At 66.6% G+C, this 25,485-nt stretch carries 29 protein-coding genes and 1 other RNA gene; 13 read left to right on the forward strand and 17 right to left on the reverse strand.

The genetic code is table 11. The features are described 5' to 3' along the window. Positions 1 to 85: 85 nt before the first annotated feature. The 3 genes from ssrS (at position 86) to KWG56_RS00315 (ending at position 1,882) form a co-directional block, all read left to right on the forward strand. Positions 86 to 246: non-coding RNA, 6S RNA (gene ssrS / locus KWG56_RS00305), on the forward strand. A gap of 207 nt (positions 247 to 453) precedes the next feature. Continuing rightward, positions 454 to 1,050, forward strand: a complete 597-nt coding sequence (locus KWG56_RS00310; protein ID WP_280638415.1) for a 5-formyltetrahydrofolate cyclo-ligase — start codon at positions 454 to 456, stop codon at positions 1,048 to 1,050. Between the two features lie 10 nt (positions 1,051 to 1,060). Beyond that, positions 1,061 to 1,882: a TIGR00282 family metallophosphoesterase gene (locus KWG56_RS00315; RefSeq protein ID WP_219353269.1), complete on the forward strand. Its 822-nt coding sequence runs from the start codon at positions 1,061 to 1,063 to the stop codon at positions 1,880 to 1,882. A gap of 6 nt (positions 1,883 to 1,888) precedes the next feature. On the opposite strand, the gene KWG56_RS00320 is transcribed toward KWG56_RS00315, so the two are convergent. The 5 genes from KWG56_RS00320 to purL form a co-directional block, all read right to left on the reverse strand. Continuing rightward, entirely contained in the window at positions 1,889 to 2,980 is a 1,092-nt protein-coding gene (locus tag KWG56_RS00320; RefSeq protein ID WP_244999580.1) for a glycosyltransferase family 4 protein, read from the reverse strand. A gap of 64 nt (positions 2,981 to 3,044) precedes the next feature. Next, on the reverse strand, positions 3,045 to 3,617 hold the full coding sequence (locus KWG56_RS00325; RefSeq protein WP_244999581.1) for a tyrosine-protein phosphatase: 573 nt from the start codon (positions 3,615 to 3,617) through the stop codon (positions 3,045 to 3,047). Positions 3,618 to 3,694: 77 nt separating this feature from the next. Beyond that, complete coding sequence (locus KWG56_RS00330; protein ID WP_219353270.1) at positions 3,695 to 5,080, reverse strand: cytochrome P450; 1,386 nt, start codon at positions 5,078 to 5,080, stop codon at positions 3,695 to 3,697. A 64-nt stretch (positions 5,081 to 5,144) separates the two neighbouring features. Then, positions 5,145 to 6,230, reverse strand: coding sequence for a glycosyltransferase family 4 protein (locus KWG56_RS00335; protein WP_244999582.1), 1,086 nt, complete (start codon positions 6,228 to 6,230; stop codon positions 5,145 to 5,147). Between the two features lie 41 nt (positions 6,231 to 6,271). Beyond that, positions 6,272 to 8,488 (reverse strand): phosphoribosylformylglycinamidine synthase subunit PurL, encoded by a 2,217-nt coding sequence (gene purL, locus KWG56_RS00340; protein ID WP_219353271.1) that lies wholly within the window; start codon positions 8,486 to 8,488, stop codon positions 6,272 to 6,274. A 111-nt stretch (positions 8,489 to 8,599) separates the two neighbouring features. Here purL and KWG56_RS00345 point away from each other — a divergent pair, with 111 nt between their 5' ends. Continuing rightward, positions 8,600 to 8,740 (forward strand): hypothetical protein, encoded by a 141-nt coding sequence (locus tag KWG56_RS00345; RefSeq protein ID WP_201096665.1) that lies wholly within the window; start codon positions 8,600 to 8,602, stop codon positions 8,738 to 8,740. Further along, on the forward strand, positions 8,740 to 8,985 hold the full coding sequence (locus tag KWG56_RS00350; RefSeq protein WP_219353272.1) for a Tat pathway signal protein: 246 nt from the start codon (positions 8,740 to 8,742) through the stop codon (positions 8,983 to 8,985). The genes KWG56_RS00345 and KWG56_RS00350 overlap by 1 nt, the downstream gene beginning before the upstream one ends. A 14-nt stretch (positions 8,986 to 8,999) precedes the next feature. On the opposite strand, the gene KWG56_RS00355 is transcribed toward KWG56_RS00350, so the two are convergent. After that, positions 9,000 to 9,794: a hypothetical protein gene (locus tag KWG56_RS00355; protein ID WP_219353273.1), complete on the reverse strand. Its 795-nt coding sequence runs from the start codon at positions 9,792 to 9,794 to the stop codon at positions 9,000 to 9,002. A 150-nt stretch (positions 9,795 to 9,944) separates the two neighbouring features. Here KWG56_RS00355 and KWG56_RS00360 point away from each other — a divergent pair, with 150 nt between their 5' ends. Both KWG56_RS00360 and KWG56_RS00365 read left to right on the forward strand, forming a co-directional pair. Beyond that, positions 9,945 to 10,346, forward strand: coding sequence for a hypothetical protein (locus tag KWG56_RS00360; protein ID WP_201096671.1), 402 nt, complete (start codon positions 9,945 to 9,947; stop codon positions 10,344 to 10,346). Positions 10,347 to 10,401: 55 nt separating this feature from the next. Further along, on the forward strand, positions 10,402 to 10,590 hold the full coding sequence (locus tag KWG56_RS00365) for a hypothetical protein (protein ID WP_201096673.1): 189 nt from the start codon (positions 10,402 to 10,404) through the stop codon (positions 10,588 to 10,590). A gap of 16 nt (positions 10,591 to 10,606) precedes the next feature. Here the strand turns inward: KWG56_RS00365 and purQ are convergent, their stop codons facing one another. The 3 genes from purQ to KWG56_RS00380 all read right to left on the reverse strand — a co-directional run bounded on the left by purQ (position 10,607) and on the right by KWG56_RS00380 (position 13,063). After that, the gene (gene purQ / locus KWG56_RS00370) at positions 10,607 to 11,269 is read right to left on the reverse strand and encodes a phosphoribosylformylglycinamidine synthase subunit PurQ (RefSeq protein ID WP_201096675.1); all 663 of its coding nucleotides are present in this window, start codon (positions 11,267 to 11,269) and stop codon (positions 10,607 to 10,609) included. A gap of 33 nt (positions 11,270 to 11,302) precedes the next feature. After that, positions 11,303 to 12,517 (reverse strand): MFS transporter, encoded by a 1,215-nt coding sequence (locus tag KWG56_RS00375; RefSeq protein ID WP_201096678.1) that lies wholly within the window; start codon positions 12,515 to 12,517, stop codon positions 11,303 to 11,305. A gap of 66 nt (positions 12,518 to 12,583) precedes the next feature. Further along, on the reverse strand, positions 12,584 to 13,063 hold the full coding sequence (locus KWG56_RS00380; protein ID WP_219353274.1) for a YbhB/YbcL family Raf kinase inhibitor-like protein: 480 nt from the start codon (positions 13,061 to 13,063) through the stop codon (positions 12,584 to 12,586). Positions 13,064 to 13,169: 106 nt separating this feature from the next. Here KWG56_RS00380 and KWG56_RS00385 point away from each other — a divergent pair, with 106 nt between their 5' ends. Beyond that, a complete protein-coding gene (locus KWG56_RS00385; RefSeq protein WP_219353275.1) occupies positions 13,170 to 14,336 on the forward strand; it encodes an SAM-dependent methyltransferase in 1,167 nt (388 codons plus the stop codon). Positions 14,337 to 14,392: 56 nt separating this feature from the next. Here KWG56_RS00385 and purS read toward each other — a convergent pair whose 3' ends face one another. Both purS and purC read right to left on the reverse strand, forming a co-directional pair. Beyond that, the gene (purS, locus tag KWG56_RS00390; protein WP_201096682.1) at positions 14,393 to 14,629 is read right to left on the reverse strand and encodes a phosphoribosylformylglycinamidine synthase subunit PurS; all 237 of its coding nucleotides are present in this window, start codon (positions 14,627 to 14,629) and stop codon (positions 14,393 to 14,395) included. Further along, the gene (gene purC / locus KWG56_RS00395; RefSeq protein WP_201096684.1) at positions 14,629 to 15,387 is read right to left on the reverse strand and encodes a phosphoribosylaminoimidazolesuccinocarboxamide synthase; all 759 of its coding nucleotides are present in this window, start codon (positions 15,385 to 15,387) and stop codon (positions 14,629 to 14,631) included. The genes purS and purC overlap by 1 nt, the downstream gene beginning before the upstream one ends. Positions 15,388 to 15,679: 292 nt before the next feature. Here purC and KWG56_RS00400 point away from each other — a divergent pair, with 292 nt between their 5' ends. Beyond that, positions 15,680 to 16,003, forward strand: coding sequence for a DUF1476 domain-containing protein (locus KWG56_RS00400; RefSeq protein ID WP_201096686.1), 324 nt, complete (start codon positions 15,680 to 15,682; stop codon positions 16,001 to 16,003). 185 nt (positions 16,004 to 16,188) lie between these two features. Here the strand turns inward: KWG56_RS00400 and KWG56_RS00405 are convergent, their stop codons facing one another. The 4 genes from KWG56_RS00405 to purB form a co-directional block, all read right to left on the reverse strand. Then, positions 16,189 to 16,815: a fasciclin domain-containing protein gene (locus KWG56_RS00405; RefSeq protein ID WP_219353276.1), complete on the reverse strand. Its 627-nt coding sequence runs from the start codon at positions 16,813 to 16,815 to the stop codon at positions 16,189 to 16,191. Between the two features lie 106 nt (positions 16,816 to 16,921). Then, complete coding sequence (purU, locus tag KWG56_RS00410) at positions 16,922 to 17,773, reverse strand: formyltetrahydrofolate deformylase (protein WP_219353277.1); 852 nt, start codon at positions 17,771 to 17,773, stop codon at positions 16,922 to 16,924. Next, positions 17,773 to 18,252: a DNA-deoxyinosine glycosylase gene (locus KWG56_RS00415; RefSeq protein WP_219355365.1), complete on the reverse strand. Its 480-nt coding sequence runs from the start codon at positions 18,250 to 18,252 to the stop codon at positions 17,773 to 17,775. The genes purU and KWG56_RS00415 overlap by 1 nt, the downstream gene beginning before the upstream one ends. A gap of 33 nt (positions 18,253 to 18,285) precedes the next feature. Next, positions 18,286 to 19,584 carry an adenylosuccinate lyase gene (gene purB / locus KWG56_RS00420; protein ID WP_219353278.1) on the reverse strand — a complete coding sequence of 433 codons (1,299 nt, stop codon included), beginning with the start codon at positions 19,582 to 19,584 and terminating at the stop codon, positions 18,286 to 18,288. A gap of 171 nt (positions 19,585 to 19,755) precedes the next feature. Here purB and KWG56_RS00425 point away from each other — a divergent pair, with 171 nt between their 5' ends. The 3 genes from KWG56_RS00425 (at position 19,756) to KWG56_RS00435 (ending at position 20,985) form a co-directional block, all read left to right on the forward strand. Further along, the gene (locus tag KWG56_RS00425) at positions 19,756 to 20,076 is read left to right on the forward strand and encodes a DMT family transporter (protein WP_219353279.1); all 321 of its coding nucleotides are present in this window, start codon (positions 19,756 to 19,758) and stop codon (positions 20,074 to 20,076) included. A gap of 26 nt (positions 20,077 to 20,102) precedes the next feature. Next, the gene (locus KWG56_RS00430; protein WP_219353280.1) at positions 20,103 to 20,750 is read left to right on the forward strand and encodes a glutathione S-transferase; all 648 of its coding nucleotides are present in this window, start codon (positions 20,103 to 20,105) and stop codon (positions 20,748 to 20,750) included. 91 nt (positions 20,751 to 20,841) lie between these two features. Then, a complete protein-coding gene (locus tag KWG56_RS00435; protein ID WP_219353281.1) occupies positions 20,842 to 20,985 on the forward strand; it encodes a hypothetical protein in 144 nt (47 codons plus the stop codon). Here KWG56_RS00435 and KWG56_RS00440 read toward each other — a convergent pair. Together KWG56_RS00440 and KWG56_RS00445 are read right to left on the reverse strand one after the other, a co-directional pair. Further along, positions 20,982 to 22,676: a lytic transglycosylase domain-containing protein gene (locus KWG56_RS00440; RefSeq protein WP_244999584.1), complete on the reverse strand. Its 1,695-nt coding sequence runs from the start codon at positions 22,674 to 22,676 to the stop codon at positions 20,982 to 20,984. The genes KWG56_RS00435 and KWG56_RS00440 overlap by 4 nt on opposite strands. Before the next feature lie 93 nt (positions 22,677 to 22,769). Further along, entirely contained in the window at positions 22,770 to 23,582 is an 813-nt protein-coding gene (locus tag KWG56_RS00445; RefSeq protein ID WP_219353282.1) for a uracil-DNA glycosylase, read from the reverse strand. Between the two features lie 198 nt (positions 23,583 to 23,780). Here KWG56_RS00445 and KWG56_RS00450 point away from each other — a divergent pair, with 198 nt between their 5' ends. Further along, a complete protein-coding gene (locus KWG56_RS00450; RefSeq protein ID WP_219355367.1) occupies positions 23,781 to 25,433 on the forward strand; it encodes an electron transfer flavoprotein-ubiquinone oxidoreductase in 1,653 nt (550 codons plus the stop codon). Positions 25,434 to 25,485: the final 52 nt, after the last annotated feature.

The following is a 25,485-nucleotide window of genomic DNA, read 5'->3' on the forward strand; positions in this document are numbered from 1 at the left end:
CGTCGATCCCGCTTGTGCGCAGGCGTGATTTGTCATGACGGTGCTGGCGAAAGCCGTCGCGAAGGACTATCTATCGCGACGGCGGGTCATGCTGCGGCTCACGTCGAAGACAACATATCCTTCTGACCTTAATTCACTCTACGGGATCTGTCCCTGTCCGGGCTCGAGGGCCTGGGCATATGGAGCCCACCTGGCTACCCAGGTCGAGAGGATTTAAACGTTCCTCACGGTTCGCGCGGCGCCGCCAACTTTTGTTCTTTTAGTGCGCTAACGCTCGCGACGCGGTCGCTTGCTGCTTGAGCGCGAGCGCGCCACGCGCGCGTTCTTTTTCAGTGCGCTAATGCTCTCGACGCGGTCGCTTGGTGCTTGAGCGCGGCGCGCAACGCGCGCGTTTTTTACTGCCATGACGTTCGTGATGCGGTCGCGCGCTGTTTGAGCGCGGCGGGTTGGAACGTGCGCGGCTGCTCGTCGGGGCGGCGTCGGCGGTGTAAGACGCAAGCCATGAGCCTGGACAAACACGAGCAACGGTCGGCCATGCGGGCGCTGCGCAAGCGGTTGGCGCAGGTTGATCCTTCCGCCGCCGGGCGCGCCGCCGATCATGCGGACCGGCTGCCGGACGGCGCGTTCGTGGCCCTGTACCGCGCGATGGGATCAGAACTGGACGCCGACGCCCTGGCCGTCGCGCTGGAGGCCGCAGGGCGTCATCTGTGCCTGCCGGTGGTTCTGCAGCGGGATGCGCCGATGATCTTTCGCGCCTGGTCGCCGGGCGAGCCGCTGGAGCTGGACGCCGCCGGATGTCCCGCGCCCCTGCCTCTGGCCGAGACGGTCGATCCTGATCTGATCCTGACGCCGCTGTTGGCCTTCGACCCTTTCGGCGGGCGGCTGGGACAGGGCGGGGGCTATTATGACCGCACCTTCGCGGCGCGGCCTGACGCGATCCGGGTCGGTTTCGCCTATGCCGGACAGGCGGTCGAGCGGCTGGCGCTGGAAGATCACGACGTCCGACTGCATGGCGTTCTGACCGAGACCGGCTATACGGCTTTCCCATGAGAGATTTTGTATGAGACTGGCGTTTTTCGGCGACGTCATCGGCAAGTCCGGCCGTGATGGCGTCAGCGACTATCTTCCGGGCCTGAAGCGTGACCTGAAGCTGGACTTCGTGGTCATCAACGCCGAGAACGCCGCAGGCGGGTTCGGCATCACCGAGAACACGGCGCGCGAGCTGTTCATGGCGGGCGCCGACTGCCTGACGCTGGGCAATCATTCGTGGGACCAGCGCGAGGCCCTGACCTATATCGTGCGCGAGCCGCGTCTGATCCGACCCGCCAACTATCCGCGCCTGATGGATGCGCCGGGCGCGGGCGCCAATCTGTTCGAGACCCATTCAGGCCGCACGGTTCTGGTCATGAACGTGCTGGGCCGGGTGCATATGGACCCGATGGATGATCCGTTCGGCGCGGTCGAGCGCGAGCTGGCCGCCGCCCCGCTGGGCGCCGTCGCCGACGCCGTCATCGTCGATGTTCATGCCGAGGCGACCTCGGAAAAGATGGCCATGGGCCATTTCTGCGACGGGCGCGCGTCTCTGGTCGTGGGCACCCACACCCACGTCCCGACCGCCGACTGTCAGATCCTGCCCGGCGGCACGGCCTATCAGACGGACGCGGGCGGCTGCTGCGACTATGACAGCGTCATCGGCAACGAAAAGGACGAGCCGCTGCGCCGCTTCACCACCCGCATTTCGGGCGGGCGCTACACTCCGGCTTCGGGCCCGGCGACCATCTGCGGCGTCTTTGTCGAGACGGACGACAAGACCGGCCTGGCCGTCCGCGTCGAGCCGATCCGCGTCGGCGGGCGTCTGTCGCAGGCGATCCCGGTCGTCTGACGCCCGTCAGGCCGGAACCAGCACCGGCTTGCGCATCGCCAGCAGTTTCAGCCGCAGCGCGTCCAGATCGCGCGACCGGCGCTCGGGCAGGTGGTTGCTCAGCACATAGCGCTGTCCGGCCCGCGCCATGGCGGTGCGGCGTTCGGGGTCGAGGACCAGCGTCTCCATCGCATCGGTCAGGCTGGCGGGCGTCACCTCGTCCACATAGAGGGCGTGCGGGCCGCTGGCTTCGCGCAGGCCCCCGCGCCCGGAGGATATCAGGGCCGCGCCCGCCGCATGGGCCTCCAGCGCGGTCAGGCCCAGGGGCTCGGCCCAGACGGACGGGGTCACGGCGATGGCGACGGTCTTCATGATCTCGCGCACCTCGCCCAGAGAGGCCGAGCGCAGAATGGCCACCCGGTCGCCGAACCGCTCCAAGGGCGCGACGTGCGGCGCGGCCCAGGCCTGATGATCGTCCCAGTCGTTCAGCATCAGCACCGCGCGCCAGTTCGGATGGCGCTCCAGCACGGCCGGCAGGGCGGCGCACAGCACGTCCAGACCCTTTTCCGGCATGGCGCGGCCAGCGAAGGCGATGATCTGATCGCGATCTTCGGGTGCCGCCAGCCAGGGCTCGGCCTGAATGGGGTTGGGGATGCCGAAGCTCTTGTCCGCCAGACCGGGGTGCTGGGCGACGAAGCGGTCGCGCTCGGACTTGCTGACGAAGATCAGCCCGTCCTGAACCCCATAACGCGCCTGATAGCGCCAGCGGTCCAGCAGGGTCCTGGGCGTCTTCAGCGCATGGTGGCGGTACAGCAGGTTGGTCGCCCGGGGGAAACGGCGGGCCAGACGCGTGGCGTCCACCACCTTCTGATGCACCTCGATCAGGTCGGGGTCATAGGCGCGGATGTGCCGGGTCAGGGCCTCGATACGGATGTTGCGCCCTTCCGGCACGGTCTGAACGTCAAAATTCCCGTGGTCGTCGGCGCCCTCCGGGCAGAAGATGCGGATCGACGACCGATAGCGGCTGACCCCGGCCAGGGTCCGCACCACCGTCTCCATCGAGTTGGGGCGCGATTGCGAAAAACGGCTTCCGGGCGGAAGGACGATGGCGATCTTCACGGGGGCGTCCTGAACGACGTTGGCGTTGATCCCTAGACGCCGCCGACCGCGAAAAGCCTTCCGCCTAGCTGTTAGGAAAACCCAGTTCCGGCTCCATCCGCTCGAAGGTGCGGTTCATCGCATAGGCGTCGAGGTTGGGCAGGGCGATATGGCCGTAACGCAGCGACAACTGCGCCTCGGCCCTGTTCTCTCCGCCCTTCGACACGGCCGCGACATAGAAGGCGGAGGCCAGGCCCGTGCGGTCCGATCCGCCCGCGCAATGGATCAGCAGGGGCTTGGGCGCATCGCGCATGATGCCGATCAGGGTGCGGACTTCCTCGGGCGTCAGCTCTTCCTTGGCCGACATGCGGAAGTTGATGTGACGAATGCCCAGTCGCATGCTGTCGGCGACCTCATTGTCGTACCAGGGCGTGCCCGGATTGGGGCCGCGCAGGTTCAGAACCGTGCGGATGCCGTGCTGCTGCTCCATCCGGTCCAGCAGGCCGGGGCGCGGCTGGCCCGCGCGATAGATCTCGCCCGGAATGACCGTGTGGACATTCCCGGTCAGGTTCACCCCGACGATATAGATGGTCAGACAGCCTGCGACGGCGCCCAGTCCCATCAGGGCGATGCGAAGGGGCGAACGACGGCGGCTCATGCAGATCAGGCTCCAGCGAGATCACGGCCATAGGGGCGTATTGCGACGATCCGTTGACGCGCCGGGGACATTGGCGGTCAGACGGTCTTTCGCCGCGCCCGGAGACGAAGCCGCATCGGCTGGCTGCTGCGCAGGGTGATCTGGTGCACAGGGCGGGGCTCGACGGCGGTGACGGCCTCGACTTCGGCGACACGCAGGATGGCGGCCAGGGCGATCATGGCCTCCTGAATGGCGAAGGCGGCGCCGATGCAGACGCGCGGCCCGGCGCTGAACGGGATATAGGCGTAACGGTCCACGGCCTTGCGGTTTTCCGGCAGGAAGCGCTCGGGCTTGAAGGCGTCGGGCTGATCCCACAGCAGTTTGTGACGCTGCAGAATCCACGGCGAGATGATGACGGTGGCGCCCGCCTTGATCTTCTGCCCCCCGACCTCGTCGTCGGCCAGGGCGGTGCGGGCCATGGTCGGGGCGGGCGGGAACAGGCGCATCGTCTCCTCCAGCACGGCGCGGGTCCACGGCAGGTTGTCGGCCCATCTGGGCTGGCTGACGTCGAAGGCGTCGGCCTCGGCCTGAAGCCGGGCCAGATATTCCGGCTGGCGCGACAGCAGATGCAGGGTCCAGCCCAGGGCGCGGGCGGTCGTCTCATGTCCGGCCAGGATGAAGGTCAGGATGTTGGCGGCGACCTCTTCATCCGACAGACCGGGCCCGCCGTTCTCGTCGCGCGCCAGCAGCAGGGCGCTGAGCAGGTCGTCATGGGCCTCGCCGCCCGCCTCGATATGGGCGCGGCGCGCCTCGACCAGACGGGTCACCCGTCGCTCGAAGAAACGGGCCGAGCGGAAACTGGCCAGCCGTCCCAGGCGCGGGGCCCAGTCCGGCGCGCCCAGCACGTCCAGCGGATCAATCCGCGCCCCATTGGCCAGAAACTGGTTCAGGGCGCGCTCGAACCCGCGCGCCTCGCCGCCCAGTTCGTCAGAGAACATGGTCGCCGACAGGATGTCGAAGGTCAGGCCGGACATCTCGCTGTCGATGTCCAGCACACGCCCATGCGCTGACAGGGACCATGAGGCGACGCGGGCGTGGCAGACCTCGGCCATGCGGGCGTTCAGGGTGGCCATCTTGGCGGGCGTGAACAGGGGGGCCAGGATGCGCCGTGCGCGCCGCCAGGTGTCGCCCTCGGTCAGCAGCAGCCCCTCGGCCAGCATCGGCCCCAGAACCCGGCGCTGCAGGTCGCCCTTCACATAGTTTGATGCGTTTTCCGTCAGGACATGGCGAACGCCCTCGGGGTGGCTGACCACCAGGATTTCACCCAGGACGCTGTGCCCGTGCAGTTGCGGCTCGTTGAAATGCCGTTCCGACCACATGCGGATCGGGTCGCGCCAACTGATCCAGAGGAAGGGCAGCAGCGACAGCGGCTGCGTCCGGCGCGCCGGAGTGCGAGGAACGAAAGGCGTATCGACGACCGTCATCAGCGTGTCTGCTCCGCATGGCCCCGGCTGGAAGATAGGGTTGGACGCGAGGATGCGCCATGTTTCAGGTCCGTGCGCGGGTCTTTCGGGCCTCTACCAGCCGGGCGCGCAGGGCGTCCAACTGGGCCGCGCGGCGCTGGGGCGTATGTTCGGTCTGAACGTGCTGCTGGCCGCTGCGCGCCATCGCCAGCCGCAGTTCGGGATCGGCGATCAGTTGTTCGATCCGGTCGGCCAGGGTGGGCGCGTCCAGCGGCTCGACATAGAGGGCGTGCGGACCGCTGCCTTCGCGCAAGCCCCCGCGACCGGACGAGATGACCGCCGCGCCCGCCGCATGGGCCTCCAGCGCCGCCAAAGGGAAGGGATCAGGAAAGGCCGACGGGACCAGGGCGATGGCGGCGCCTTGCAGGGTGTTACGCACAGCGGCCCACGGCTGCTGCTTGCGCAGGGAGACACGGTCGCCGAAGCGGGCCAGCCGGTCGATCTGGGCCTGGGCCCAGTCGGCATGGGTGTGCCAGTCGATCACCAGCAGGTCCGCGCGCCAGTCGGGATGGCGCTCCAGCACCGGCTCCAGCGCGGCGCAGATCAGGTCGAAACCCTTCTCCGGCACGGCGCGGCCGGTATAGGCGATGACCGGCCCGCGCCCTTCGACCGGGGCGGCCCACAGGTCGGCGTCTATCGGATTGTGGACGGTGAAGCCGCGCGCGGCCAGGGCCGGGAAACAGTCGGCGAAGGCGCCGCGCAGATAGTCGCTGACGAAGACATGGCCGTCGAAGGCGCGGAAACGGTGCTCATAACGCATCCGCGCCAGCGGGCCGCGGCCGCCGCTGGCCTGATTGTGGCGGTAAAGGACGCTGGGGATATGCGGAAAGGCGCGGGCGATGGCGGCGGCGCTGGGACCGTGCTGGTGCAACTCCAGAAACTGCGGCGGATCACGGCGCAGGGCGCGGATGATGCGTCCGGTCCGCCCCAGGCCGGGCGCGACGGCGACCGTCCGCAGGTCGCCGCGATCCACAGCCCCCGCATCGCAATAGACGGTCACCTGATCCCGGTTGGCGCTGTAGCGCGACAGGGTGCGCGCCACCGTCTCGATCGAGTTCGGCTGGGTGCTGCAGAAGATCGAGCCGGGGCCCATGACGACGGCGGTTTTCATGCCTGCAGCCTGCTCATGAGCCCTCGGTCAAGGGAAGCGGTTCAGGCGGCGCTTCCCAGCCAGCCGGGCATCCAGCCTTCATGCCATTCGCGCAGGTGGGCGACGGGGATGCTGAACAGATCGCCCTTGTCGCCGCGAGAGGCGAAGGCGTCGCCCCCCGCATGGCCGACGACCGAAGCGTGCAGGCCGGCGTCACGTGCCTTGGCGATCAGGGCGTCTGCGTCCGGCACGGCGACCAGATAGCGGGCCTGATCCTCGCCAAACAGGAAGATATGGGCGTGAGCGGCGCTGGAGGCGTCCAGGGTCACGCCGACGTCAGACGCCAGCGCCAGATCCGCCGCCGCGCCGATCAGGCCGCCGTCGGACAGGTCGTGGACCACGGTCAGTTCGCCGCCTTCGATCAGGTCGCGCACGAAGTCGCCGGTCTTCTTTTCCAGCTTCAGGTCGACGGGCGGCGGGGCACCGTCCTCGCGGCCCAGAACCTCGCGCAGATAGATCGACGCGCCCAACTCCCCGTGCGTCTGGCCGATCAGGACCAGGGTATCGCCCTCGGCCATGCCGCTGAAGCCGGTCACCACGTCATAGTTGGGCAGCAGGCCCACCGCGCCGACGGTCGGGGTCGGCGGAATGGCGACGCCGTTCGTCTCGTTATACAGGCTGACGTTTCCGCTCACGACCGGGAAGACCAGTTCGCGGCAGGCCTCGGCCATGCCGTCGATGGCGCGCACGATCTGGCCCATGATCTCGGGGCGTTGCGGATTGCCGAAGTTCAGATTGTCGGTGATGGCGATGGGACGGCTGCCCACGGCGGTCAGGTTGCGCCAGGCCTCGGCCACCGCCTGTTTTCCGCCCTCATAGGGGTCGTTCTGGACATAGCGCGGGGTGCAGTCGGAGGTGACCGCCAGACCCTTGTCCGTGCCATGGACGCGCACCACGCCGGCGTCGGCGCCGGTCGATGAGTCCTGCAGGGTGTCGGCCATGACGTGGCGGTCGTACTGCTCCCAGATCCAGCGCTTTGACGCCATGTCGGGGCAGGCGACGACCTTCATCACCGCATCGGCCCAGTTCTGGGGGGCGGGGATGTCCGAATGGTTCAGCTTGGGCTGAAGCTCCGGCTGGACCCACGGGCGGTCGTACAGGGGGGCGTCGTCGAACAGGGGCGCCAGCGGCACGTCGCAGACCGTCTCGCCATGGTGCGTCAGCACCAGATGGCCGGTGTTCGTGGTCTTGCCGATGACAGCGAAGTCCAGGCCCCACTTCTGGAAAATGCGGTAGCCGACGTCTTCATAGCCGGGCTTCAGGACCGCCAGCATCCGTTCCTGGCTTTCCGACAGCATCATCTCATAGGCGGTCATGCCGGTTTCGCGCTGGGGCACCCTGTCGAGATTCAACTCGATGCCGACGCCGCCCTTGCCCGCCATTTCGACGGATGAAGAGGTCAGGCCCGCGGCCCCCATGTCCTGAATGGCGGCGACGGCGCCCGAGGCCATCAGCTCCAGCGTGGCCTCGATCAGCAGCTTCTCGGCGAAGGGATCGCCGACCTGGACGGTGGGGCGCTTGGCGTCCGACTCATCGTCGAACTCGGCCGAGGACATGGTGGCGCCGTGGATGCCGTCGCGGCCGGTCTTGGAGCCGAAATAGACCACGTCATGGCCCGCTTCCGGCGCGGCCGAGTAATAGATCTCATCGGCGCGGGCCAGGCCGACGCACATGGCGTTGACCAGGATGTTGCCGTTGTAACCGGCGTGGAAGTTGGTCTCGCCCGCAACGGTCGGCACGCCGACGCAGTTGCCATAGCCGCCGATGCCGGAGACGACGCCCTTGACCAGGCGTTTGGTCTTCTCGTGCGACGGATCGCCGAAACGCAGGGCGTTCAGCAGGGCCACCGGGCGCGCGCCCATGGTGAAGACGTCGCGCATGATGCCGCCCACGCCCGTCGCCGCACCCTGATAGGGTTCGATGTAGGAGGGGTGGTTGTGGCTCTCCATCTTGAAGATGCAGGCGTCGCCGTCGTCGATGTCGATCACGCCTGCGTTCTCGCCCGGACCGCAGATGACGCGCTCGCCGGTGGTCGGGAACTTGCCCAGGTGGATCTTGGAGGATTTGTAGGAGCAGTGCTCGGACCACATGACTGAGAAGACGCCCAGTTCGACATGGTTCGGCTCGCGCCCCAGCCGGTCGAGGACGACCTGATACTCGTTCGGGGCCAGGCCGTATTCAGCGGCCAATTCGGACATCGTCTTTTCAGGAGCGCTCATGGGCGGGGCTTCTAGCCGCAGACGGGGCAAATGTCAGCCCGCACGGCGCAAGATCGGGGAACATCGTTGAGGCCGGGCGGTTGATTCAGGCGAAAGCCGCAGGAGCCTTGCATGACCGACCGCCCAATCGACCCCGCCGCCACGCCGCAGGACGAGGATCTGCCCGAAATCGCCGCCGATGACGCGGGCGCCTCTGCTCTGGCTGAGCAGCCGCAACCCCACGCCGACGACGCCGATGAGGAGGACAAGTGATGACCGACAAGACCCGCCTTCCCGCCGCCGACCATCAGCAGATGGATCGCTCGAATGACCCGAAGATCACCAGGGCGCTGGACGAGGCGGCGCCGGAACTGGCTCTGCACAGCCGCCAGAGGCTGACCGGCTCGGCCGTTGGCGTGGGCAGCGTCGGCTTTGACGAAAGCGGCGCCTTTGACGTGGGCGCCGACGATCATGACCCCGAGGATGGCGCGATCACCGACGATCCGCCCAAGCCCTGACTTCGGCTCTGACTTCAGCCGCGCTCTACGCCCGGCCGCAGACGGAAGGTCAGCAGAACCCCCGCCAGCAGCACCAGTATGGCGGCGGCCAGGGCCGTGAAGGCCAGGGCGGGATTGTCAGGCTGTTCCGCCACAAAGGCGCCCAGCAGGCCCCAGGCGACGGGCAGGGGATAGGCCAGGGTCCGCAGGCGGGCGGTGACCCCTATCGCGATCAAGGCTGTGATCACCACCGCCGCCACGGCCCATCCGGTCGGCGTGAGCGTGGTCGGCAAGGCGTCGAAGGCCGTCGCCGTGGTGATCAGGTTCAGCGGCGCCGCCACCGTCAGCCAGCCCGCCAGGCCTGCCAAAGGCCAGACCGTCAGCATCCGGTCCCGATCAAACCGACCCAGCGCCTGGATCGTGCCGCCAAAGACTAGCAGCGGAACCAGCAAGGCGATCAGACTGGCGAAGATGATGATGACGCTGGCCGCCTTCAGGTTCATCGCCGCGACAATGATCCAGAAGCCGATGCCGAACAGGGTCACGACGGATGGCCAGCCCAGGCGGTTGATCAGGGTGCTCTCGCCCGTCTGCGGCAGCACCTGCCGCACCGCATAGGCCAGCAGGCCCAGATACAGCAGGCCCCAGATCGAGAAGGCGTAGCCTGCGACCCTGAGCGTCGTATTGCCGTCGGCTGCAAACTCGGCCTGGGTCAGGCCCAAGCCGGCCAGGTTCTGGATGATGGGCGCAGCGATGGCGAACAGGGCGGCCAGCAGGACGATCATGCGTCGAGTGCGCTGGGCGGGCGTGGGGCGAATGATCGAGGACATGACGGCTCCAACAGTGAAGGTCGAACCAGGATTACGCATCGGAAGGGCGGATGGTTCATTCGCCCGGCCATCTATGTCGCACTGTTCTGTCAGTCGGTGTAGTGGGGAGGGTGCGTCCCGGCCTGACGCGGTCGTTCCGAGCCCCCTCGCGTGTCCTGCAGAATTCTCGCCATCCGCGCGCTTCTGGCCGTCGCCCTGACGGCGGGTGGTTCCGGCGCGACGGTCCTGGCGCAGGAGCGGACGACGCCTTCCGTCAGCGTCAACGCCCAGCAGCTTCAGACCGCCTGGGCCCGGCTCCAGCAGGCCTTCACGCCTGAGCAGCAGGCCAATGAGGCGCGCGGCATCGCCCGCCTTCTGGCCTCGTCCGGCGTGCGGGTCGGATCATTGGAGATGGACGTCAAGAACATCGCCACAGGCCGTATTGTGCCGCGCGACGACCCCTCCATCCTGCAACGTCCCCAGGCGCATGAGGTGACGATCGTGGTCGACGGCCGTTTCTACACCTTCCGCCCCCTGTCCCGCGCCAGCCTGGAGGCGTTCAGCGGACGCTGAGGGAACCGGCGTGTCGGCTGTCCGCTAGTCCTGTCTGACCACAGGAGACACCGACATGGCCGAACGCCCTGAAGACAACGCCCCGCACTTCGAAACCGACGAAGTCGAAGCCAACCGCGCCATTGAAAACGGCCAGGGCGTCGGCGCACGCGAACTGGCGGCCCAGCGCGAACCGGGCGGCGTCATCACACCGGATGAAGACGAGGCGTCGGAAGACGGCGTGTCGCAGAGAAAGGACGACTGAAGCGTCGGCCCAGGCGTCAGGCTGCGGCGTAGATGCTCTGGAACAGGACGGCGCCGTCGGCTGAGCCCAGTTCGGCCTCGAAGGCGCGGTCGGGGTGGGGCATCATGCCCAGCACATTGCCGCGCGCGTTCTGCAGGCCGGCGATGTCGTTCACCGAGCCGTTGGGATTGTCGACATAGCGGAACACGACCTGGCCCTCGCCCTCGATCCGGGCCAGGGTTTCGGCGTCGGCGAAGAAGTTTCCGTCGGCGTTGCCCTGGGTCATGACAACCTCGGCCTGATCGGCATAGCCGGTGGTGAAGCGGGTCTGGGCGTTGGCGACCGTCAGGGCGATGGGCTTGCAGATGTATTTCAGGCCCTTGTTGCGCAGCAGGGCGCCGGGCAGCATTCCTGCTTCGCACAGGATCTGGAAGCCGTTGCAGATGCCGACCACGGTGACGCCGTCATCCGCCGCCTTCTTGACCGCCTGCATCACCGGCGACTGGGCCGCCATGGACCCGCAGCGCAGATAGTCGCCATAGGAGAAGCCGCCGGGAATGACGATCAGGTCCAGCCCCTTGGGCAGTTCCGTCTCGGCGTGCCAGACCATCGAGACGGGCTCGCGGGTGGAGCGTTCAATGGCGACCTTGCAGTCGCGATCGCAGTTGGAACCGGGGAAGACGATGACGGCGGCGCTCATGGCGCGGGCCTTTAGCAGGCTTCTTTCGACTTGTCAGGCCGTCGCGTGCTTGCGGCCCGTCAGCCAGGCGATGACGAAGATGACGAAGCCGCCCAGCGACAGGGCCACGCCGACCCAGGCGGTGGAGGTCCAGCCGTATCCCGCCGCGATGGCCATGCCGCCCAGCAGGGGGCCGATGGCGTTGGCGGTGTTAAAGGCCGAGTGGTTCAGCGCTGCAGCCAGGGTCTGGGCGTCGCCCGCCACATCCATGAGGCGCGTCTGCAGGATGGACCCCAGACCGCCGCCGCCTCCGATCAGGAAGATCACCACCATCAGCGCCCAAAGATTGGTCGCCGCGAACGGATAGAGGGCCAGGGCGATCGCGCTCCAGATCAGCAGGCCCCCCGCTGCGGGAAAACCGATATGGTCGGCGGCCCAGGCACCCAGGATATTGCCCAGGAACATGCCCACGCCGAACACGGCGAAGACCCAGGGCAGGACTTCAGGCCCGATGCCGGTGACCGCCTGAAGGGTCGAGGCCAGATAGGCATAGACTGCGAACATGCCGCCGAAACCGATGGCGCCGACGCCCAGCGTCAGCCAGACCTGCCCGCGCTTCAGAGCACCCAGCTCACGCAGAGGACTGGCGTCGGCGTGGGCCGGGTCGCGCGGCGCGAACAGGGCGACCAGGGCCATGGTGATGACGGCCAGCACGCCGACGATGGCGAAGGTCCAGCGCCAGCCGTAGGTGTGGCTGATGATATTGGCGAAGGGCACGCCGATGACCGTGGCCACGGTCAGACCCATCAGGATCGTCGATACGGCGCGTGTTCTGTAGGCCAGCGGCACGACCGAGGCCGCGACCAGGGCCGCCACACCGAAATAGGCCCCGTGCGGCAGGCCGCTGAGGAAGCGGAAGACCAGCATCCAGTGATAGGTGGGGGCCAGCGCGCTGGCGACATTGGCGACGGCGAACAGGGCCATGAAGCCGATCAGCAGCAGCCAGCGCGGCAGGCGCGCGCCCAGCACCGCCAGGATGGGCGCCCCGACCACCACGCCCGCGGCATAGGCGCTGATGACGTGGCCGGCGGTGGGGGCGTCGACGCCCAGACCTGCCGCAAAGTCCGGCAGGATGCTCATGGCCGCGAACTCGGTCACGCCGATGGCGAAGCCGCCCATGGCCAGGGCGATCAGGACAAGGGCCACCTGCCCTCCGGCAAGGGGCGGGTTGACGGATTCGCGGGGCGCCGCGACGTCGCAGGTGGTCATGAAGATCGTCCGGGGGAGGGGTGTTGCGCTGCAACATAGGTCGCCGCCCCCGTCGATCAAGCCGGGTCAGTGCTTGTTTTCGTAGGTCGCGGTTATGCTGGCCTTGGCCAGGGTGTGGAAATGCAGATTGAAGCCGTAGATGGCGCCCGAATTGTCGGCGTTCACATCCAGGCTTTCGACGTCCACGGCGAAGACGGTGAAGATGTAGCGGTGCGGGCCGTGGCCTGCGGGCGGGGCGGCGCCGCCAAAGCCGGGCTGGCCATAGTCCGTGCGCCCCTGAATGGCGCCCTTGGGCAGATCGCCGCCCGGCGATCCTGCGCCCGCCGGCAGTTCGGTCACTTCGGCGGGGATGTTGGCCACGGTCCAGTGCCAGAAGCCCGAGCCGGTCGGCGCGTCTGGATCAAAACAGGTGATGGCGTAACTCTTGGTCCCCTCCGGCGCGCCGGACCACGCCAACTGGGGCGAGGTGTTCCCCTTGGACTGGACCTGGGCGTCCGGCAGGACGCCGCCATCGCGGATATCGGTGGAGGTCAGGGTGAAGCTCATGGGCGTTGTCTCCGAAAAACTGGGCCGCATCTTAATGGAAAAGGCGGGTCGTTGTTGCGCGACGGAAATCCGTCACTAGCTTTGAAGCAGTTAGGAGGATGGGGCCATGTTGCAATCTCTTCTGGACAGAACCTTCCGCACCCGCGCGATCGCGGTGCGGCTGCCCGGCGGTCAAACCCTGAGGGCGGGACCAGGAGAGCCTGAACTGACGGCGGTGATCGAGGACCGCAAGACCGCCCTGGCCATCGCCGGCAATCCAGAATTGAAGCTGGGCGAGGCCTTCATGGATGGCGGGTTCCGCATCGAAGGCGGCGACATCTATGACTTCGTGGCGCTGGCGGCGTCGCAATTGTCCAGCCTGACGCGCCCGCAGCCCTTCGGCTGGCGCATCCGCCGCGCGATGGAGCAGGCCAACGACCGCCGCCACGCCCGGGCCAATGTGCATCACCACTATGATCTGACGGTGGATTTCTACCGGCTCTTTCTGGATGCGGACCTGCAGTATTCCTGCGCCTATTTCGAAACGCCCGATGCGACGCTGGAACAGGCGCAGGCCGCCAAGAAGCAACGGCTGATCGACAAGCTGGTGCTGTCGCCGGGACAGAGGGCGTTGGACATCGGCTGCGGCTGGGGCGGGTTGGGTCTGTCGCTGGCCAAGGCCGGGGCGCAGGTCACGGGCGTCACCCTGTCCACCGAACAGCACCGCACGGCCAACGAACGGGCGGCGGCGCAGGGCCTGGCCGACCGCGCCGATTTCCGGCTTCAGGACTATCGCGATCTGAACCAGCCGTTCGACCGCATCGTCTCGGTCGGCATGTTCGAACACGTCGGGGCGCCGAACTATCAGGAGTATTTCGACCATGTGGCGCGGCTGCTGACCGATGACGGGGTGGCGGTGATCCACTCCATCGGCCGCAAGGGACCGCCCAGCCGCACCCAGCCGTGGATCAGGAAATACATCTTCCCCGGCGGCTATATTCCGGCCCTGTCAGAGGTGCTGCCCGCCATCGAACGCGCGGGCCTGTGGGTCACCGACATGGAGGTGCTGCGCCTGCACTACGCCGAGACGCTGAAGGCGTGGCGCGAACGGTTCCTGGCCCGCCGCGACGAGGCCCTGGCCATGTATGACGAACGCTTCTGCCGGATGTGGGAGTTCTATCTCGCCGTCAGCGAAGTCGCCTTCCGCGAACTGGGCCAGATGGTGTTCCAGCTGCAGCTGACGAAGAAGCCGGACGCCGTGCCGCTCACGCGGGACTATCTGTGTCGAAACTGATCAGGCCTGTTCGATAGCAAAAGAGCCGCCCCGATGATCAGGGCGGCTCTCATGTCTTATGCGACCTCGATGCGGTAGCTTTCGATGACCGTGTTGGCCAGAAGCTGTTCGCACATCTTCTTGGCCTCGGCCTGCGGGTCTTCGACGCCGTCCAGATCGAACTCGATCAGCTTGCCGACGCGGGCGCCTGAGACGCCGGGCCAGCCCAGGCCCTGCAGTGCGCCTTCGACGGCCTTGCCCTGAACGTCCAGGACGCCGGGCTTGAGGAAGACGTGAACCTTGACCTTGGCCATCAGTGCAGCCCTCCTTGAATCACAGTCGGCATGCCCTTCATGATGCCCAGGCGGCGCGCGACTTCAGTATAGCTTTCAATGACATCGCCCAGGTCGCGGCGGAAGCGGTCCTTGTCCAGCTTCTCGCCCGAGGCGGTGTCCCACAGGCGGCAGCTGTCGGGGCTGATCTCGTCGGCCAGGATCACGCGGCTGAAGTCGTTCTCCCAGACGCGGCCGAACTCGATCTTGAAGTCGACCAGGGTGATGCCGACGGCGCTGAACAGGCCCGACAGATAGTCGTTCACGCGGACGGTCATCGCCAGGATGTCGTCCAGCTCCTGGGTCGAGGCCCAGTTGAAGGCCGTGATGTGCTCTTCGGTGACCATCGGGTCGTTGAGCTCGTCCTTCTTGTAGTAGAATTCGATGATCGAGCGGGGCAGGGGGGTGCCTTCCTCGATGCCCAGGCGCTGGCTCATCGAACCGGCGACGATGTTGCGGCAGACGACTTCCAGCGGGATGATCTCGACTTCGCGGATCAGCTGTTCGCGCAGGTTCAGGCGCTTGATGAAGTGGTTGGTCACGCCGATGCCGTTCAGGCGCGACATGATGAATTCGCTGATCTGGTTGTTGATCACGCCCTTGCCTTCAAGCACGGCCTTCTTCTGCGCATTGAACGCAGTGGCGTCGTCCTTGAAATACTGGATCAGGGTGCCGGGCTCCGGTCCTTCATAAAGGATCTTGGCCTTGCCCTCGTAGAGCTTCTTGCGCTTGCTGTTCATCGTCCGTCCCGCTTACGGGCGCCCTCAGAAACAAAAATCGCGCGGCCATGATGCAGGGCAAGTCCCGATCCTGGCGGCGCGTTTCGGAATCGTTCAGGCAGTCAATCTCGTTCGGCGTCTCCTTAGCCGAACGCGGCCCTCTATACAAATGAGGATGGACCGCAACGGTGCATGCAAAACCATGGGGACATTGCGACCCTGCGATGCAAGTCTGGTTGCGTTCGGGCGCGGGGGGGCTATAGACGGCGGATGTCCCGAGGTGATCGGGGTTCACGGAGCTATGCTGAGCGAGATGACGACCTTCGACGATCGGGAAAAGGCCTTTGAGGCCAAGTTCGCACTCGATCAGGAGCAGGAATTCAAGGCCATCGCCCGGCGCAACAAGATGCTGGGCCTGTGGGCGGCCGAGAAGATGGGCCTGTCGTCCGAGAGCGCGGATCAATATGCGCAGGCCGTCGTGCGCGCCGACTTTGAACAGCCGGGCGACGAGGACGTGTTCCGCAAGGTCGCCGGCGACCTGAAGGGCTCGGGCCTGACCGTTCCGGACAGCGAAATCTATTCCAAGATGGACGAACTGGCCTCCATTGCGCGCGAGCAGATCCGCGCAGGCGAGTAAGTCTTTGGTCTAAGGGCCAATCAGAGAACCGAAAGGGCCGCATCCGGGGGAAAATGCGGCCCTTTCTTTTTGCCGGGGACGTTGGGGGAAGTCTCGCCCGGCTTAGTGTGCGTCTCTCGCGCCCTTGAAGAACACGGCGCGCGCTATTTGGTTTCAGCTCAATCGGCTTGAGCCGAAAATTATTTTTACGGCATCAGCACCGTGTCCACGACGTGGACGACGCCGTTGGATTGACCCACGTCCGCCTGGGTGATCGTGGACTTGCCGCCCTTGGCGTCGGTGATGACCCAGGTGTTGTTCGGACCTGCCGAAACCTTGAGCTCTTCGCCCTGCACCGTCTTCAGCGTGGCCGTGCCGCCGTCGGCCTGGGCCTGGGCGGCGATGTCGGCTGCGGTCAGACGGCCAGCGACGACATGATAGGTCAGGATCTTGGTCAGATCGGCCTTCTTGGCCGGCTGCATCAGGGCGGTGCGCGTCGCTTCGGGGATCTTGTCGAAGGCGGCGTTGTCAGGCGCAAAGACCGTGAAGGGACCGGCGCCGTTCAGAGTGTCGACAAGGCCTGCGGCCTGAACGGCGGCGACCAGGGTCGACAGGTTCGAGGCCTTGGAGGCGTTGGCGACGATCGTCTGGGCCGGATCCATGGCCGCGCCGCCGACCATGGGCATCGGGGTTTCGGGCGTCATCGCCGTGGTCTCCACCGGGGCGGGCGCGGCGGTGTCCGCCGGGGTGCTGTTCTGGTTGCCGCAGGCCGCCACCGCCAGAAGAGCGGCGCCGGATACAGCGATGAGCATCGTATTGCGAAGGTTGGTCATAATGTTTCCATCCATTTTATCCGCTCTGAAGGCGGTCACGGAAACGTTACGCGCGGTGAGGCATAAAGGATGCACTGCAGACCATAAGAATTCGCAGCTTAAGCATTCAGTCTTCGAAAACCACCGTCTTTTTTCCGTGCAGCAAAACGCGGTCTTCCAGATGGCGACGAACAGCGCGCGCTAGAACACGGCGCTCGATATCTCGACCTTTGCGAATGAGATCTTCGGGCGTGTCACGGTGACTGATGCGCTCGACGTCCTGTTCGATGATCGGGCCTTCGTCCAGATCGGCGGTGACATAGTGGGCGGTGGCGCCGATCACCTTCACCCCGCGCGCATGGGCCTGATGATAGGGTTTGGCGCCCTTGAAGCCCGGCAGGAAGGAGTGGTGGATGTTGATGCAGCGTCCCTCCAGCGCGCGGCTGAGGTCGTCGGACAGAATCTGCATGTAGCGCGCCAGCACCACCAGTTCCGTGTCTGTCTCCTCGATCAGCCGCAGCAGGGTCTTTTCCTGTTCGGCCTTGGCGGCGGCGTCCCCCGCCTTCAGCGGCAGGTGGTGGAAGGGCAGGTCGCCCAGATCGACATGGCCGATCAGTTCGCGCGGATGGTTCGACACGATGGCCGTCACCTGCATGGGCAGTTCGTCGATGCGCCAGCGGTACAGCAGGTCCGCCAGGCAGTGATCGAACCTGGACGTCAGGATCATCACCTTGCGCGGTTCGCCGCCGCGCAGGGTCCAGTCCATCTCGAAACGCGCGGCCAGCGGCGCAAAGGCGTCGCGGATGGCGGGTTGGGCGTCGCCGTCGGCGGGTTCGAACACCACCCGCATGAAGAAGGTGTTGCTGGAGGCGTCGCCGAACTGCTGGGCGTCGGAGATGTTGGCGTCGCGCGCCAGCAGAAATGAGGAAACCGCCGCGACAATGCCGTGGCGGTCAGGGCAGGAAAGGGTCAGGATCATCAGGCGGCAGGCTTATCTGGGAGAAACTTCCCCAGTATGGCCCAGGTTTGCGCTTTTGCCGACAAGGATATTGCATGGGCGGGGCTGGATGACGGCAGATCGACCAGTTCGATCGCGTCCAGGCCGCCCAGAATCCGCCGCCCCATCCTGGCGGCCAGCCCGCCGTTGAAGGCGACGGCTTTCAGACGGGGCAGGCTTTCGACCAATCCACGCAGGTCCGCGGCCTCGGGCGATCGGATGGCCGCATCCAGACTGCCCGCCCGTTCCGCCGAGGCGATGACATCCCACAAGCCGACCCCGCGCCCCCTCAGGCGCGCCAGCCGCTGTTCATAGGGCAGGGCGGGCAGGTCTTCGCCCAGCACCCCGCCGATCAGCGGCCAGAAGCCATTGCGCGGATGGGCGTAATACTGCGCCGCCTTCAGTGATGCGTCTCCCGGCAGACTGCCCAGGATCAGCAGGCGCGTGTCCGCATCGACCATGGGTTCAAAGCCGATGCGGCGCGGATCGGACACTCAGTCCCCGAAGACCCGCTTGAACACCACGTCCACGTTCTTGGTGTGGTAGCCCAGATCGAACAGGGCTTCGAGTTGGTCGTGGGGCAGGGTGACGCGTTCGTCGGCCTTCAGGAAGTCGAGGAAGGCGCCTTCGCCGCGCCAGACCTTCATGGCGTTTTCCTGAACAGCGGCATAGGCCGCCTCGCGCGAAATGCCGGCCTGGGTCAGGGCCAGCATGACCCGCTGCGAGTGAACCAGACCGCCCAGGCGGTCGATGTTCTTCTGCATGTTCTCAGGATAGACGTTCAGCCGCTCGACCACGTTCGCCAGACGATGCAGGGCGAAGTCCAGGTGGATGGTGGCGTCCGGGCCGATGCCGCGTTCGACCGACGAATGGCTGATGTCCCGCTCGTGCCACAGGGCGACGTTCTCCATCGCCGGGGTCACGGCCGAGCGGACCAGACGGGCCAGGCCGGTCAGGTTCTCGGTCAGGATCGGGTTGCGCTTGTGCGGCATGGCCGACGAGCCCTTCTGACCCTTGTCGAAGAACTCTTCGGCTTCCAGCACCTCGGTGCGCTGCAGGTGGCGGATTTCCACGGCCAGACGCTCGACCGAGCTTGCGACGACGCCCAGGGCGGCGAAGAAGGCGGCGTGGCGGTCGCGCGGGATCACCTGGGTCGAGACGGGTTCGACAGCCAGACCCATCTGGTCGGCGACATATTGCTCAACCGCCGGATCGACGTTGGCGAAGGTGCCCACGGCGCCCGAGATGGCGCAGGTGGCGATCTCTTCCTTGGCGGTGATCAGGCGGCGTTTGGCGCGCTGGAACTCGGCGTGATAGCCGGCCAGCTTCAGGCCGAAGGTCACCGGCTCGGCGTGGATGCCGTGCGAACGGCCCACGGTCGGCGTGTATTTGTGCTCCTTGGCGCGGGTCTCCAGCGCGGCCAGAACCCGGTCGACGCCCTCGATCAGCAGGTCCGACGACCGCGCCAGTTGAACGGCGAAACAGGTGTCCAGCACGTCGGATGACGTCATGCCCTGGTGCAGGAAGCGGGCTTCCTCGCCGACGATTTCCGCCACATGGGTCAGGAAGGCGATGACGTCGTGCTTGGTGGTGCGTTCGATCTCGTCGATGCGGTCGGCGTCGAAGGTCGCGTCCTTGCCCTTGGCCCAGATGGCGTCAGCCGATTCTTTGGGGATCACGCCCAGTTCCGCCATCTTGGTGGCGGCGTGGGCCTCGATCTCGAACCAGATCTTGTACTTGGTTTCTTGCGACCAGATGGCGGCGGCGACGGGGCGGGAATAGCGCGTGATCATGGACGGGTCGTGTCGGTCTCAAGGGGCGTCGAGTCAAGGTTCGCCCGACCCCCAAGGTTGACTTTGGCCGCCAATGTCCCAGATTAGCCGCGCTTTCAGTGAGGACGACCTCCCCCTTTTCGGGTTTTGAATGCCGGGACGACCCGGCAATCAAGTTGGAAAGTGATTGTCATGGCCTGGGTTTATCTGCTCGCCGCTGGGGTTCTCGAAATCGTCTGGGCCTATCTGATGAAGGCCTCTGCCGGCTTCACCAAGCCGTGGCCGACCATCGGCATGGTCGTCTTCATGATCGGCAGTTTCGGCCTGTTGTCTCTGGCGATGAAGACCCTGCCGCTGGGCACGGCCTACGCCATCTGGACCGGCATCGGCGCGGTCGGCGCCTTTGCGGTCGGGGCCTTTATTCTGGGCGAGCCGCTGACGCCGCTCAGGATCGCGGGCGTGACCCTGGTGGTGTCGGGTCTGGTTGTGCTGAAACTCGCATCCAGCCATTGATGGCCGCGCAACAGGAGGCGCGCGTCATGGAATTGCTGATCGGACCCCGGACCTATTCGACCTGGTCGCTGCGCGGCTGGCTGGTGATGAAGGCGACGGGCGCAGATTTTGCGGTGCGTGACGCGCGCTATGACACGCCAGAGGCCAAGGCCGCGCTTCTGGCGGTGTCGCCATCCGGCTTCGTCCCCGCGCTGACGGTTGACGGCGAACTGATCTGGGACACCCTGGCCATCGCCGAATGGGCGGCGGAGCATTATCCGCAGGCGGGTCTGTGGCCAGCCGATCCGGTCGCGCGCGCCCTGGCCCGATCAGTGACAGCGGAAATGCACTCTGGCTTCAGCGCCCTGCGGACCTTCTGCGGCATGGGGCCGGATCATCCGATCTTTGGGGATGCGCGGGCTGAGACCCCGTCCGATCCGGCGCTGGACCGCGATCTGGCGCGGATCGTGGCGCTGTTGCGTCAGATGCGGAACCGGTTCGGCGACGACGGCCCCTGGCTGTTCGGCGCGCGCTCCATCGCCGACATCTTCTACACCCCGGTCGCTGCCCGGATTCGTCATTATCAGATCGACCTCAGCGGCCATGGCGACGACGGCGTGGCCCAGACCTATGTCGAGGCCCTGCTGGCCCATCCCGACTTCCGCCAGTGGGAAATGGAGGCGGCGCAACTTTAACGGGCGAAAACCAAGCGCGCTGACGTTCGATTAAGCGCCCGCTGCTATTCATGGCGGTGCACGGACCTGGCTGTTCGTGGGAGGCCGCAGAATGATGTCTTCGTCCGTGCAGACCCGTGCGGCGCCTGTGCAGGCCCCGCGCCCGCGTCGGCGGCTGCATCCCGTGGCGGGTTATATGCTGGCGCTTCTGCTCAGCAGCGCCCTGTGGGCCTTGCTGCTGGCTGCGGTCTTCTAGCGGTCGTCGCTGACGGCGGTGGTCTGGGCGACCATGATCTCATCTGCGACGGGCGGGGGCGGCACGTAATCCAGCGAGATCGGCACCAGGGTGGCGCCCGAGGCCACCGCATCCAGCGTGTTCAGCGGGCCGCCGAACATCCGCTGATAGATCCAGTAGGCGGCGACGACCTTTTCGACATATTCCCGCGCCTGGGGCACGTCGATCGTTTCGATCAGCAGCAGCGGGTCGGCGTCCGGCCCCAGTTTGCGCACTGCGGCCAGCATGGGGCCGGGCCCGGCGTTGTAGCTGGCCACGGCCCGCAGGATGTCGCCCTGGAACTCGGACCGCTGCAGCATCCGGTTCACATAGGTCTGGCCCAGCCGCATGTTGACGGCGGGCGTCAGCAGCTTGTTCGGGGTCGAGACGAAGCTGCGGTCGCCGGACAGTTCGGCGGCCGTCGTCGGCATCACCTGCATGATGCCATAGGCGCCGACGCTGGAGCGGGCGTTGGGGTTGAAGTCGCTTTCCTTGCGCGCCACCGCATAGACCAGCGCGCGTTCGATGGTGAAGCCGCCCTCGGGCTGCAGGTCCGGGATCGGATAGCGGTTGGCGTCGATGCGCGAGGCGTCGGTCTCGCGGGCGGGCGAGACGATGCGGGCCAGGGCGGCCCACATGCGCGAGGCGTCGCCTGCGGCGGTGCGCAGGCCGGAACGCATTTCACTGTCGCCGTCGGCGCGGCGCCCGACTTCGTAATAGGCCAGGGCGCGACGGGCGCGGGGCTCGTTCTGGACGAAGGCCTCCAGCGAGGCGGCGTCCACGGCGGCGTCGGGCGTATGGAAGGCGCGGCGCAGGCGCGGCTCGGCCGCATAGGGGCGCGGGCCCAGGTTCTCGATGACCGGCTCCTCGCCCAGCTGACGCAGGGCGATCTGGCCATAGAAGGTGGCGGGCCATTGGGCGGCGAGACGCAGATAGTCGGTCACGACATTCTGGCGAGCGGATTTGCCGGCGGCGCGTGCGGCCCACAGGGCGCCGCCAGAGCGGACCCAAGGGTCCTCGGTCGGGTCCTGGGCCACCCGGTCAAAGGCGTTGAAGGCCTCGTTGAACTCGCCCATGCGCCATTCGGCCAGACCCACCGTCCACCAGTCGCCGATCTCGCGGCCCATGGCGGAGGCGCCGGTCAGATCGTCGTTGTTATAGGCGATCCGCGCGGTCTTCATCGGATCTGCGGCGGCCCCGCCGCCTGACACGGCGTTGACGACGCTGTTCCAGGTGCGGCCCAGGAAACCTGCAGGCTTGATCGGTTCGATTGCGCCGTCAGGGCGGCGGCGCATGGCCAGATCATAGACGCGGCCGGCGATGGGCAGGTCGGAATATTCCTGCAGCCACTCGGTCAGTTCTTCGTAGGTGGCGTTGTAGTTGGGGTGGAACAGGCGTTCGAACTCGACCTGGCCCAGCAGGACGCGGTCCTGGGCCTGACGGGCGGCGACGCGGGCCGCCTCAAGGTCGCCGCGCCGCAGGGCGTCGAAGGCGGTGGTGTAGGACAGGCGGTCAGCAGAGCTCAGGGCCGTCGGGCGCGTATTGGCCGTGTTCGAAGCAGAGGCGGACGCCGCCATCGTCGCATAGGGCGTCTCGGCCTGCGCCGCGGCGGCGACGGCGGACAGGGTGAGCGCCAGCGTCGGCGCGATCATCGCGCGGCTGAATCTGAACAATGCGGCGGCCCCCTCGTTGGCGGCGGCCCCGTCCGTCTCGACTCAGGCGGGGTCCGTATGGCGATCGGTCGTCAGCATGGAAACATGCCGCAATCAGCCGTGATCCTCAACCGAGTCCGTTTCAAGGCGAACCGCCAGTGAAAGCAGATCGGCCCAGACCAGTCGTTTGACCTGCGGCTGCCGCAGCAGGAAGGCGGGATGCAGGGTCGGCATGACGGGGGCGGAAATCGCGCCTTCGTGCAGACGCCATTCCTTCCACTGGCCGCGCAGCTTCATGATCCCTTCGTCCGCCTGCAGAACGGACTTGGCCGTCGCCCCGCCCAGCAGCAGGACCGCCTTGGGCTTCAGCAGGGCGAAGGTCCGTTCCAGGAAGGGGGCGCAGACGGCCTGTTCCTGCGGCGCAGGGGGGCGATTGCCGGGCGGACGCCAGAAGACGGTGTTGGTCATGAAGACCTTGCCGGTCAGGCCCGCCGCCTCGATCATCCGGTCCAGCAGATGCCCCGCCTGACCCACGAAGGGCTGGCCGATTTGGTCCTCCTCGGCGCCGGGGGCTTCGCCGATCACCAGGACCGGGGCGTTGGCGTCGCCGCGGCCGAACACCGACTGGGTCGCGCCCATCTGGCGCAGGGGGCAGCCGTCGAAGGCGGCGACGGCGGCGGCCAGATCCTGCAGGGTCGCCGCCCCGGCGGCCAGACTGCGCGCCTGATCGATGGCGTCGGATGCATTGCGCCCGGCCAGGGGCGTGGCGACCGAGGCGGTCGCGCGCTGCACGGCCTGGACCATCGGCGGCGGGGCGATGTGGGTGTGGTCGACGGGCGCGTCCAGATAGCAGGCGTCGACGCCCGCATCCCGCCAGAAGGCGAGCAGGCTTTCCGTCGCAGCAATGTCATAGGGTTGCGCGTTCATGGTTCTGAGACACCGATAAGCCTTGACCGCCCTCGCGTCACCTTCCGATAAGCGGCATAACCACACCAAGAACCGGGATTTCAGGGGAAAATCATGGCCGAAGACGCCATCGAAGGCGGCGCAGAGAACGCCCGCCAGGAAGCGATCATCGACAATCTGCCGCCCATCGAGGCGCTGCAGGCGGTCGAACGCGAGGTCATGGAATATGATGTCGTCATCGTCGGCGGCGGTCCTGCGGGCCTGTCGGCGGCCATCCGCCTGAAACAGCGGGCGGAGAAAGACGGCAAGGAAATCAACGTCGCGGTGCTGGAGAAGGCGGCCGAGGTCGGCGGCCATATCCTTTCGGGCGCCGTGATCGACCCCAAGGCGCTGAACGAACTGTTCCCCGACTGGAAGGAACGCGGCGCGCCGCTGGAGACCCCGGTCACCAAGGACAAGTTCCTGCTGCTGGGTCCGCAGGGCGAAGTGTCGCTGCCCATGCCGCTGATGCCGCCCTTCATGCATAATCACGGCTGCTACATCGCCTCGCTGGGCAATGTGACGCGCTGGCTGGGTGAACAGGCCGAGGCGCTGGGCGTCGAAGTCTATCCCGGCATGGCCGCCAGCCACGTCGTCTGGGACCATGAGACGGGCCGGGTGAAGGGCGTCGTCGCCGGCGTCTTCGGCATCGACCGCGAGGGCAAGCCGACCGACGACTTCCAGCCGGGCATCGAACTGCACGGCAAATATGTCTTCATCGCCGAGGGCGTGCGCGGCTCGCTGGCCAAGACCATCATCGCCAAGCACAAGCTGCAGGACGGCAAGTCGCCGCAGAAATACGGCATCGGCCTGAAGGAGCTGTGGCAGGTGCCTGCCGAACAGCACCAGCCGGGTCTGGCTCAGCATTCGACCGGCTGGCCGCTGGACGAGCATACGGGCGGCGGCAGCTTCCTGTACCACTTCGGCGATCGCTACGTCGCCGTCGGCTATGTGGTGCACCTGAACTACAAGAACCCGTTCCTGTCGCCGTTCGACGAGTTCCAGCGCTTCAAGCATCACCCATCGGTCGCGCCGCATCTGGAAGGCGGCACGCGCATCTCGTACGGCGCGCGCGCCATTACCGAGGGCGGTCTGCAGTCGATCCCGAAGCTGGCCTTCCCCGGCGGCGTTCTGATCGGCTGTTCGGCGGGCTTCGTGAACGTGCCGCGCATCAAGGGCAGCCACAACGCCATGAAGACCGGCATGCTGGCCGCCGACGCCGCCTATGACGCGGTGCAAGCCGGACGCGAAGGCGACGTGCTGAACGAATACCAGACCGCCTTCGAGCGTAGCTGGGTCTATAAGGAGCTGGCGCTGGTGCGTAACGCCAAGCCGCTGCTCAGCAAGTTCGGCACGACCCTGGGCGGGGCGCTGGGCATGTTCGACATGTGGTGCCGCACTCTGCTGGGCGGCTGGTCGCCGATCCCGACGCTGAAGCACGAGAAGACGGACGCCGCCTCGACCGAGCCTGCGGCTAAGCACAAGGTCATCAAATACCCGAAGCCGGACGGCAAACTGTCGTTTGACAAGCTGTCGTCGGTGTTCATCTCGAACACCAACCACGCCGAGGAACAGCCCGCGCACCTGAAGCTGCTGGACCCGTCCAAGCCGATCAACGTCAACCTGCCCAAATACGGCGAACCGGCGCGGCTGTACTGCCCGGCGGGCGTCTATGAGGTGCTGTACGACGAGGACGGCCGGTCCAATCCGCGCTTCCAGATCAACGCCCAGAACTGCGTCCACTGCAAAACCTGCGACATCAAGGATCCGTCGCAGAACATCGTCTGGACCACGCCCGAAGGCGGCGGCGGCCCCAACTACCCGAACATGTGAGAAAACAAGGGCAGGGGGCGAGCGATCCGCCCCTTGCCCGTCGCATGAAAAC

Source organism: Brevundimonas nasdae (assembly GCF_019395145.1).
GTDB classification, from domain to species: Bacteria; Pseudomonadota; Alphaproteobacteria; order Caulobacterales; family Caulobacteraceae; genus Brevundimonas; species Brevundimonas nasdae.

Bases quoted from the DNA above. Each gene is read 5' to 3' on its own strand.
- purS (WP_201096682.1), bottom strand. From the start codon at position 14,629: ATGGCCAAGGTCAAGGTTCACGTCTTCCTCAAGCCCGGCGTCCTGGAC.
- KWG56_RS00325 (WP_244999581.1), bottom strand. From the start codon at position 3,617: ATGAGCCGCCGTCGTTCGCCCCTTCGCATCGCCCTGATGGGACTGGGC.
- KWG56_RS00415 (WP_219355365.1), bottom strand. From the start codon at position 18,252: ATGGTCGATGCGGACACGCGCCTGCTGATCCTGGGCAGTCTGCCGGGA.
- purL (WP_219353271.1), bottom strand. From the start codon at position 8,488: ATGAGCGCTCCTGAAAAGACGATGTCCGAATTGGCCGCTGAATACGGC.
- purQ (WP_201096675.1), bottom strand. From the start codon at position 11,269: ATGAGCGCCGCCGTCATCGTCTTCCCCGGTTCCAACTGCGATCGCGAC.
- KWG56_RS00385 (WP_219353275.1), top strand. From the start codon at position 13,170: ATGTTGCAATCTCTTCTGGACAGAACCTTCCGCACCCGCGCGATCGCG.
- KWG56_RS00330 (WP_219353270.1), bottom strand. From the start codon at position 5,080: ATGACGGTCGTCGATACGCCTTTCGTTCCTCGCACTCCGGCGCGCCGG.
- KWG56_RS00435 (WP_219353281.1), top strand. From the start codon at position 20,842: ATGATGTCTTCGTCCGTGCAGACCCGTGCGGCGCCTGTGCAGGCCCCG.
- purB (WP_219353278.1), bottom strand. From the start codon at position 19,584: ATGATCACGCGCTATTCCCGCCCCGTCGCCGCCGCCATCTGGTCGCAA.
- KWG56_RS00345 (WP_201096665.1), top strand. From the start codon at position 8,600: ATGACCGACCGCCCAATCGACCCCGCCGCCACGCCGCAGGACGAGGAT.
- KWG56_RS00315 (WP_219353269.1), top strand. From the start codon at position 1,061: ATGAGACTGGCGTTTTTCGGCGACGTCATCGGCAAGTCCGGCCGTGAT.
- KWG56_RS00450 (WP_219355367.1), top strand. From the start codon at position 23,781: ATGGAATATGATGTCGTCATCGTCGGCGGCGGTCCTGCGGGCCTGTCG.
- KWG56_RS00350 (WP_219353272.1), top strand. From the start codon at position 8,740: ATGACCGACAAGACCCGCCTTCCCGCCGCCGACCATCAGCAGATGGAT.
- KWG56_RS00365 (WP_201096673.1), top strand. From the start codon at position 10,402: ATGGCCGAACGCCCTGAAGACAACGCCCCGCACTTCGAAACCGACGAA.
- KWG56_RS00400 (WP_201096686.1), top strand. From the start codon at position 15,680: ATGACGACCTTCGACGATCGGGAAAAGGCCTTTGAGGCCAAGTTCGCA.
- KWG56_RS00405 (WP_219353276.1), bottom strand. From the start codon at position 16,815: ATGACCAACCTTCGCAATACGATGCTCATCGCTGTATCCGGCGCCGCT.
- purU (WP_219353277.1), bottom strand. From the start codon at position 17,773: ATGATCCTGACCCTTTCCTGCCCTGACCGCCACGGCATTGTCGCGGCG.
- KWG56_RS00445 (WP_219353282.1), bottom strand. From the start codon at position 23,582: ATGAACGCGCAACCCTATGACATTGCTGCGACGGAAAGCCTGCTCGCC.
- KWG56_RS00430 (WP_219353280.1), top strand. From the start codon at position 20,103: ATGGAATTGCTGATCGGACCCCGGACCTATTCGACCTGGTCGCTGCGC.
- purC (WP_201096684.1), bottom strand. From the start codon at position 15,387: ATGAACAGCAAGCGCAAGAAGCTCTACGAGGGCAAGGCCAAGATCCTT.
- KWG56_RS00335 (WP_244999582.1), bottom strand. From the start codon at position 6,230: ATGAAAACCGCCGTCGTCATGGGCCCCGGCTCGATCTTCTGCAGCACC.
- KWG56_RS00380 (WP_219353274.1), bottom strand. From the start codon at position 13,063: ATGAGCTTCACCCTGACCTCCACCGATATCCGCGATGGCGGCGTCCTG.
- KWG56_RS00425 (WP_219353279.1), top strand. From the start codon at position 19,756: ATGGCCTGGGTTTATCTGCTCGCCGCTGGGGTTCTCGAAATCGTCTGG.
- KWG56_RS00375 (WP_201096678.1), bottom strand. From the start codon at position 12,517: ATGACCACCTGCGACGTCGCGGCGCCCCGCGAATCCGTCAACCCGCCC.
- KWG56_RS00355 (WP_219353273.1), bottom strand. From the start codon at position 9,794: ATGTCCTCGATCATTCGCCCCACGCCCGCCCAGCGCACTCGACGCATG.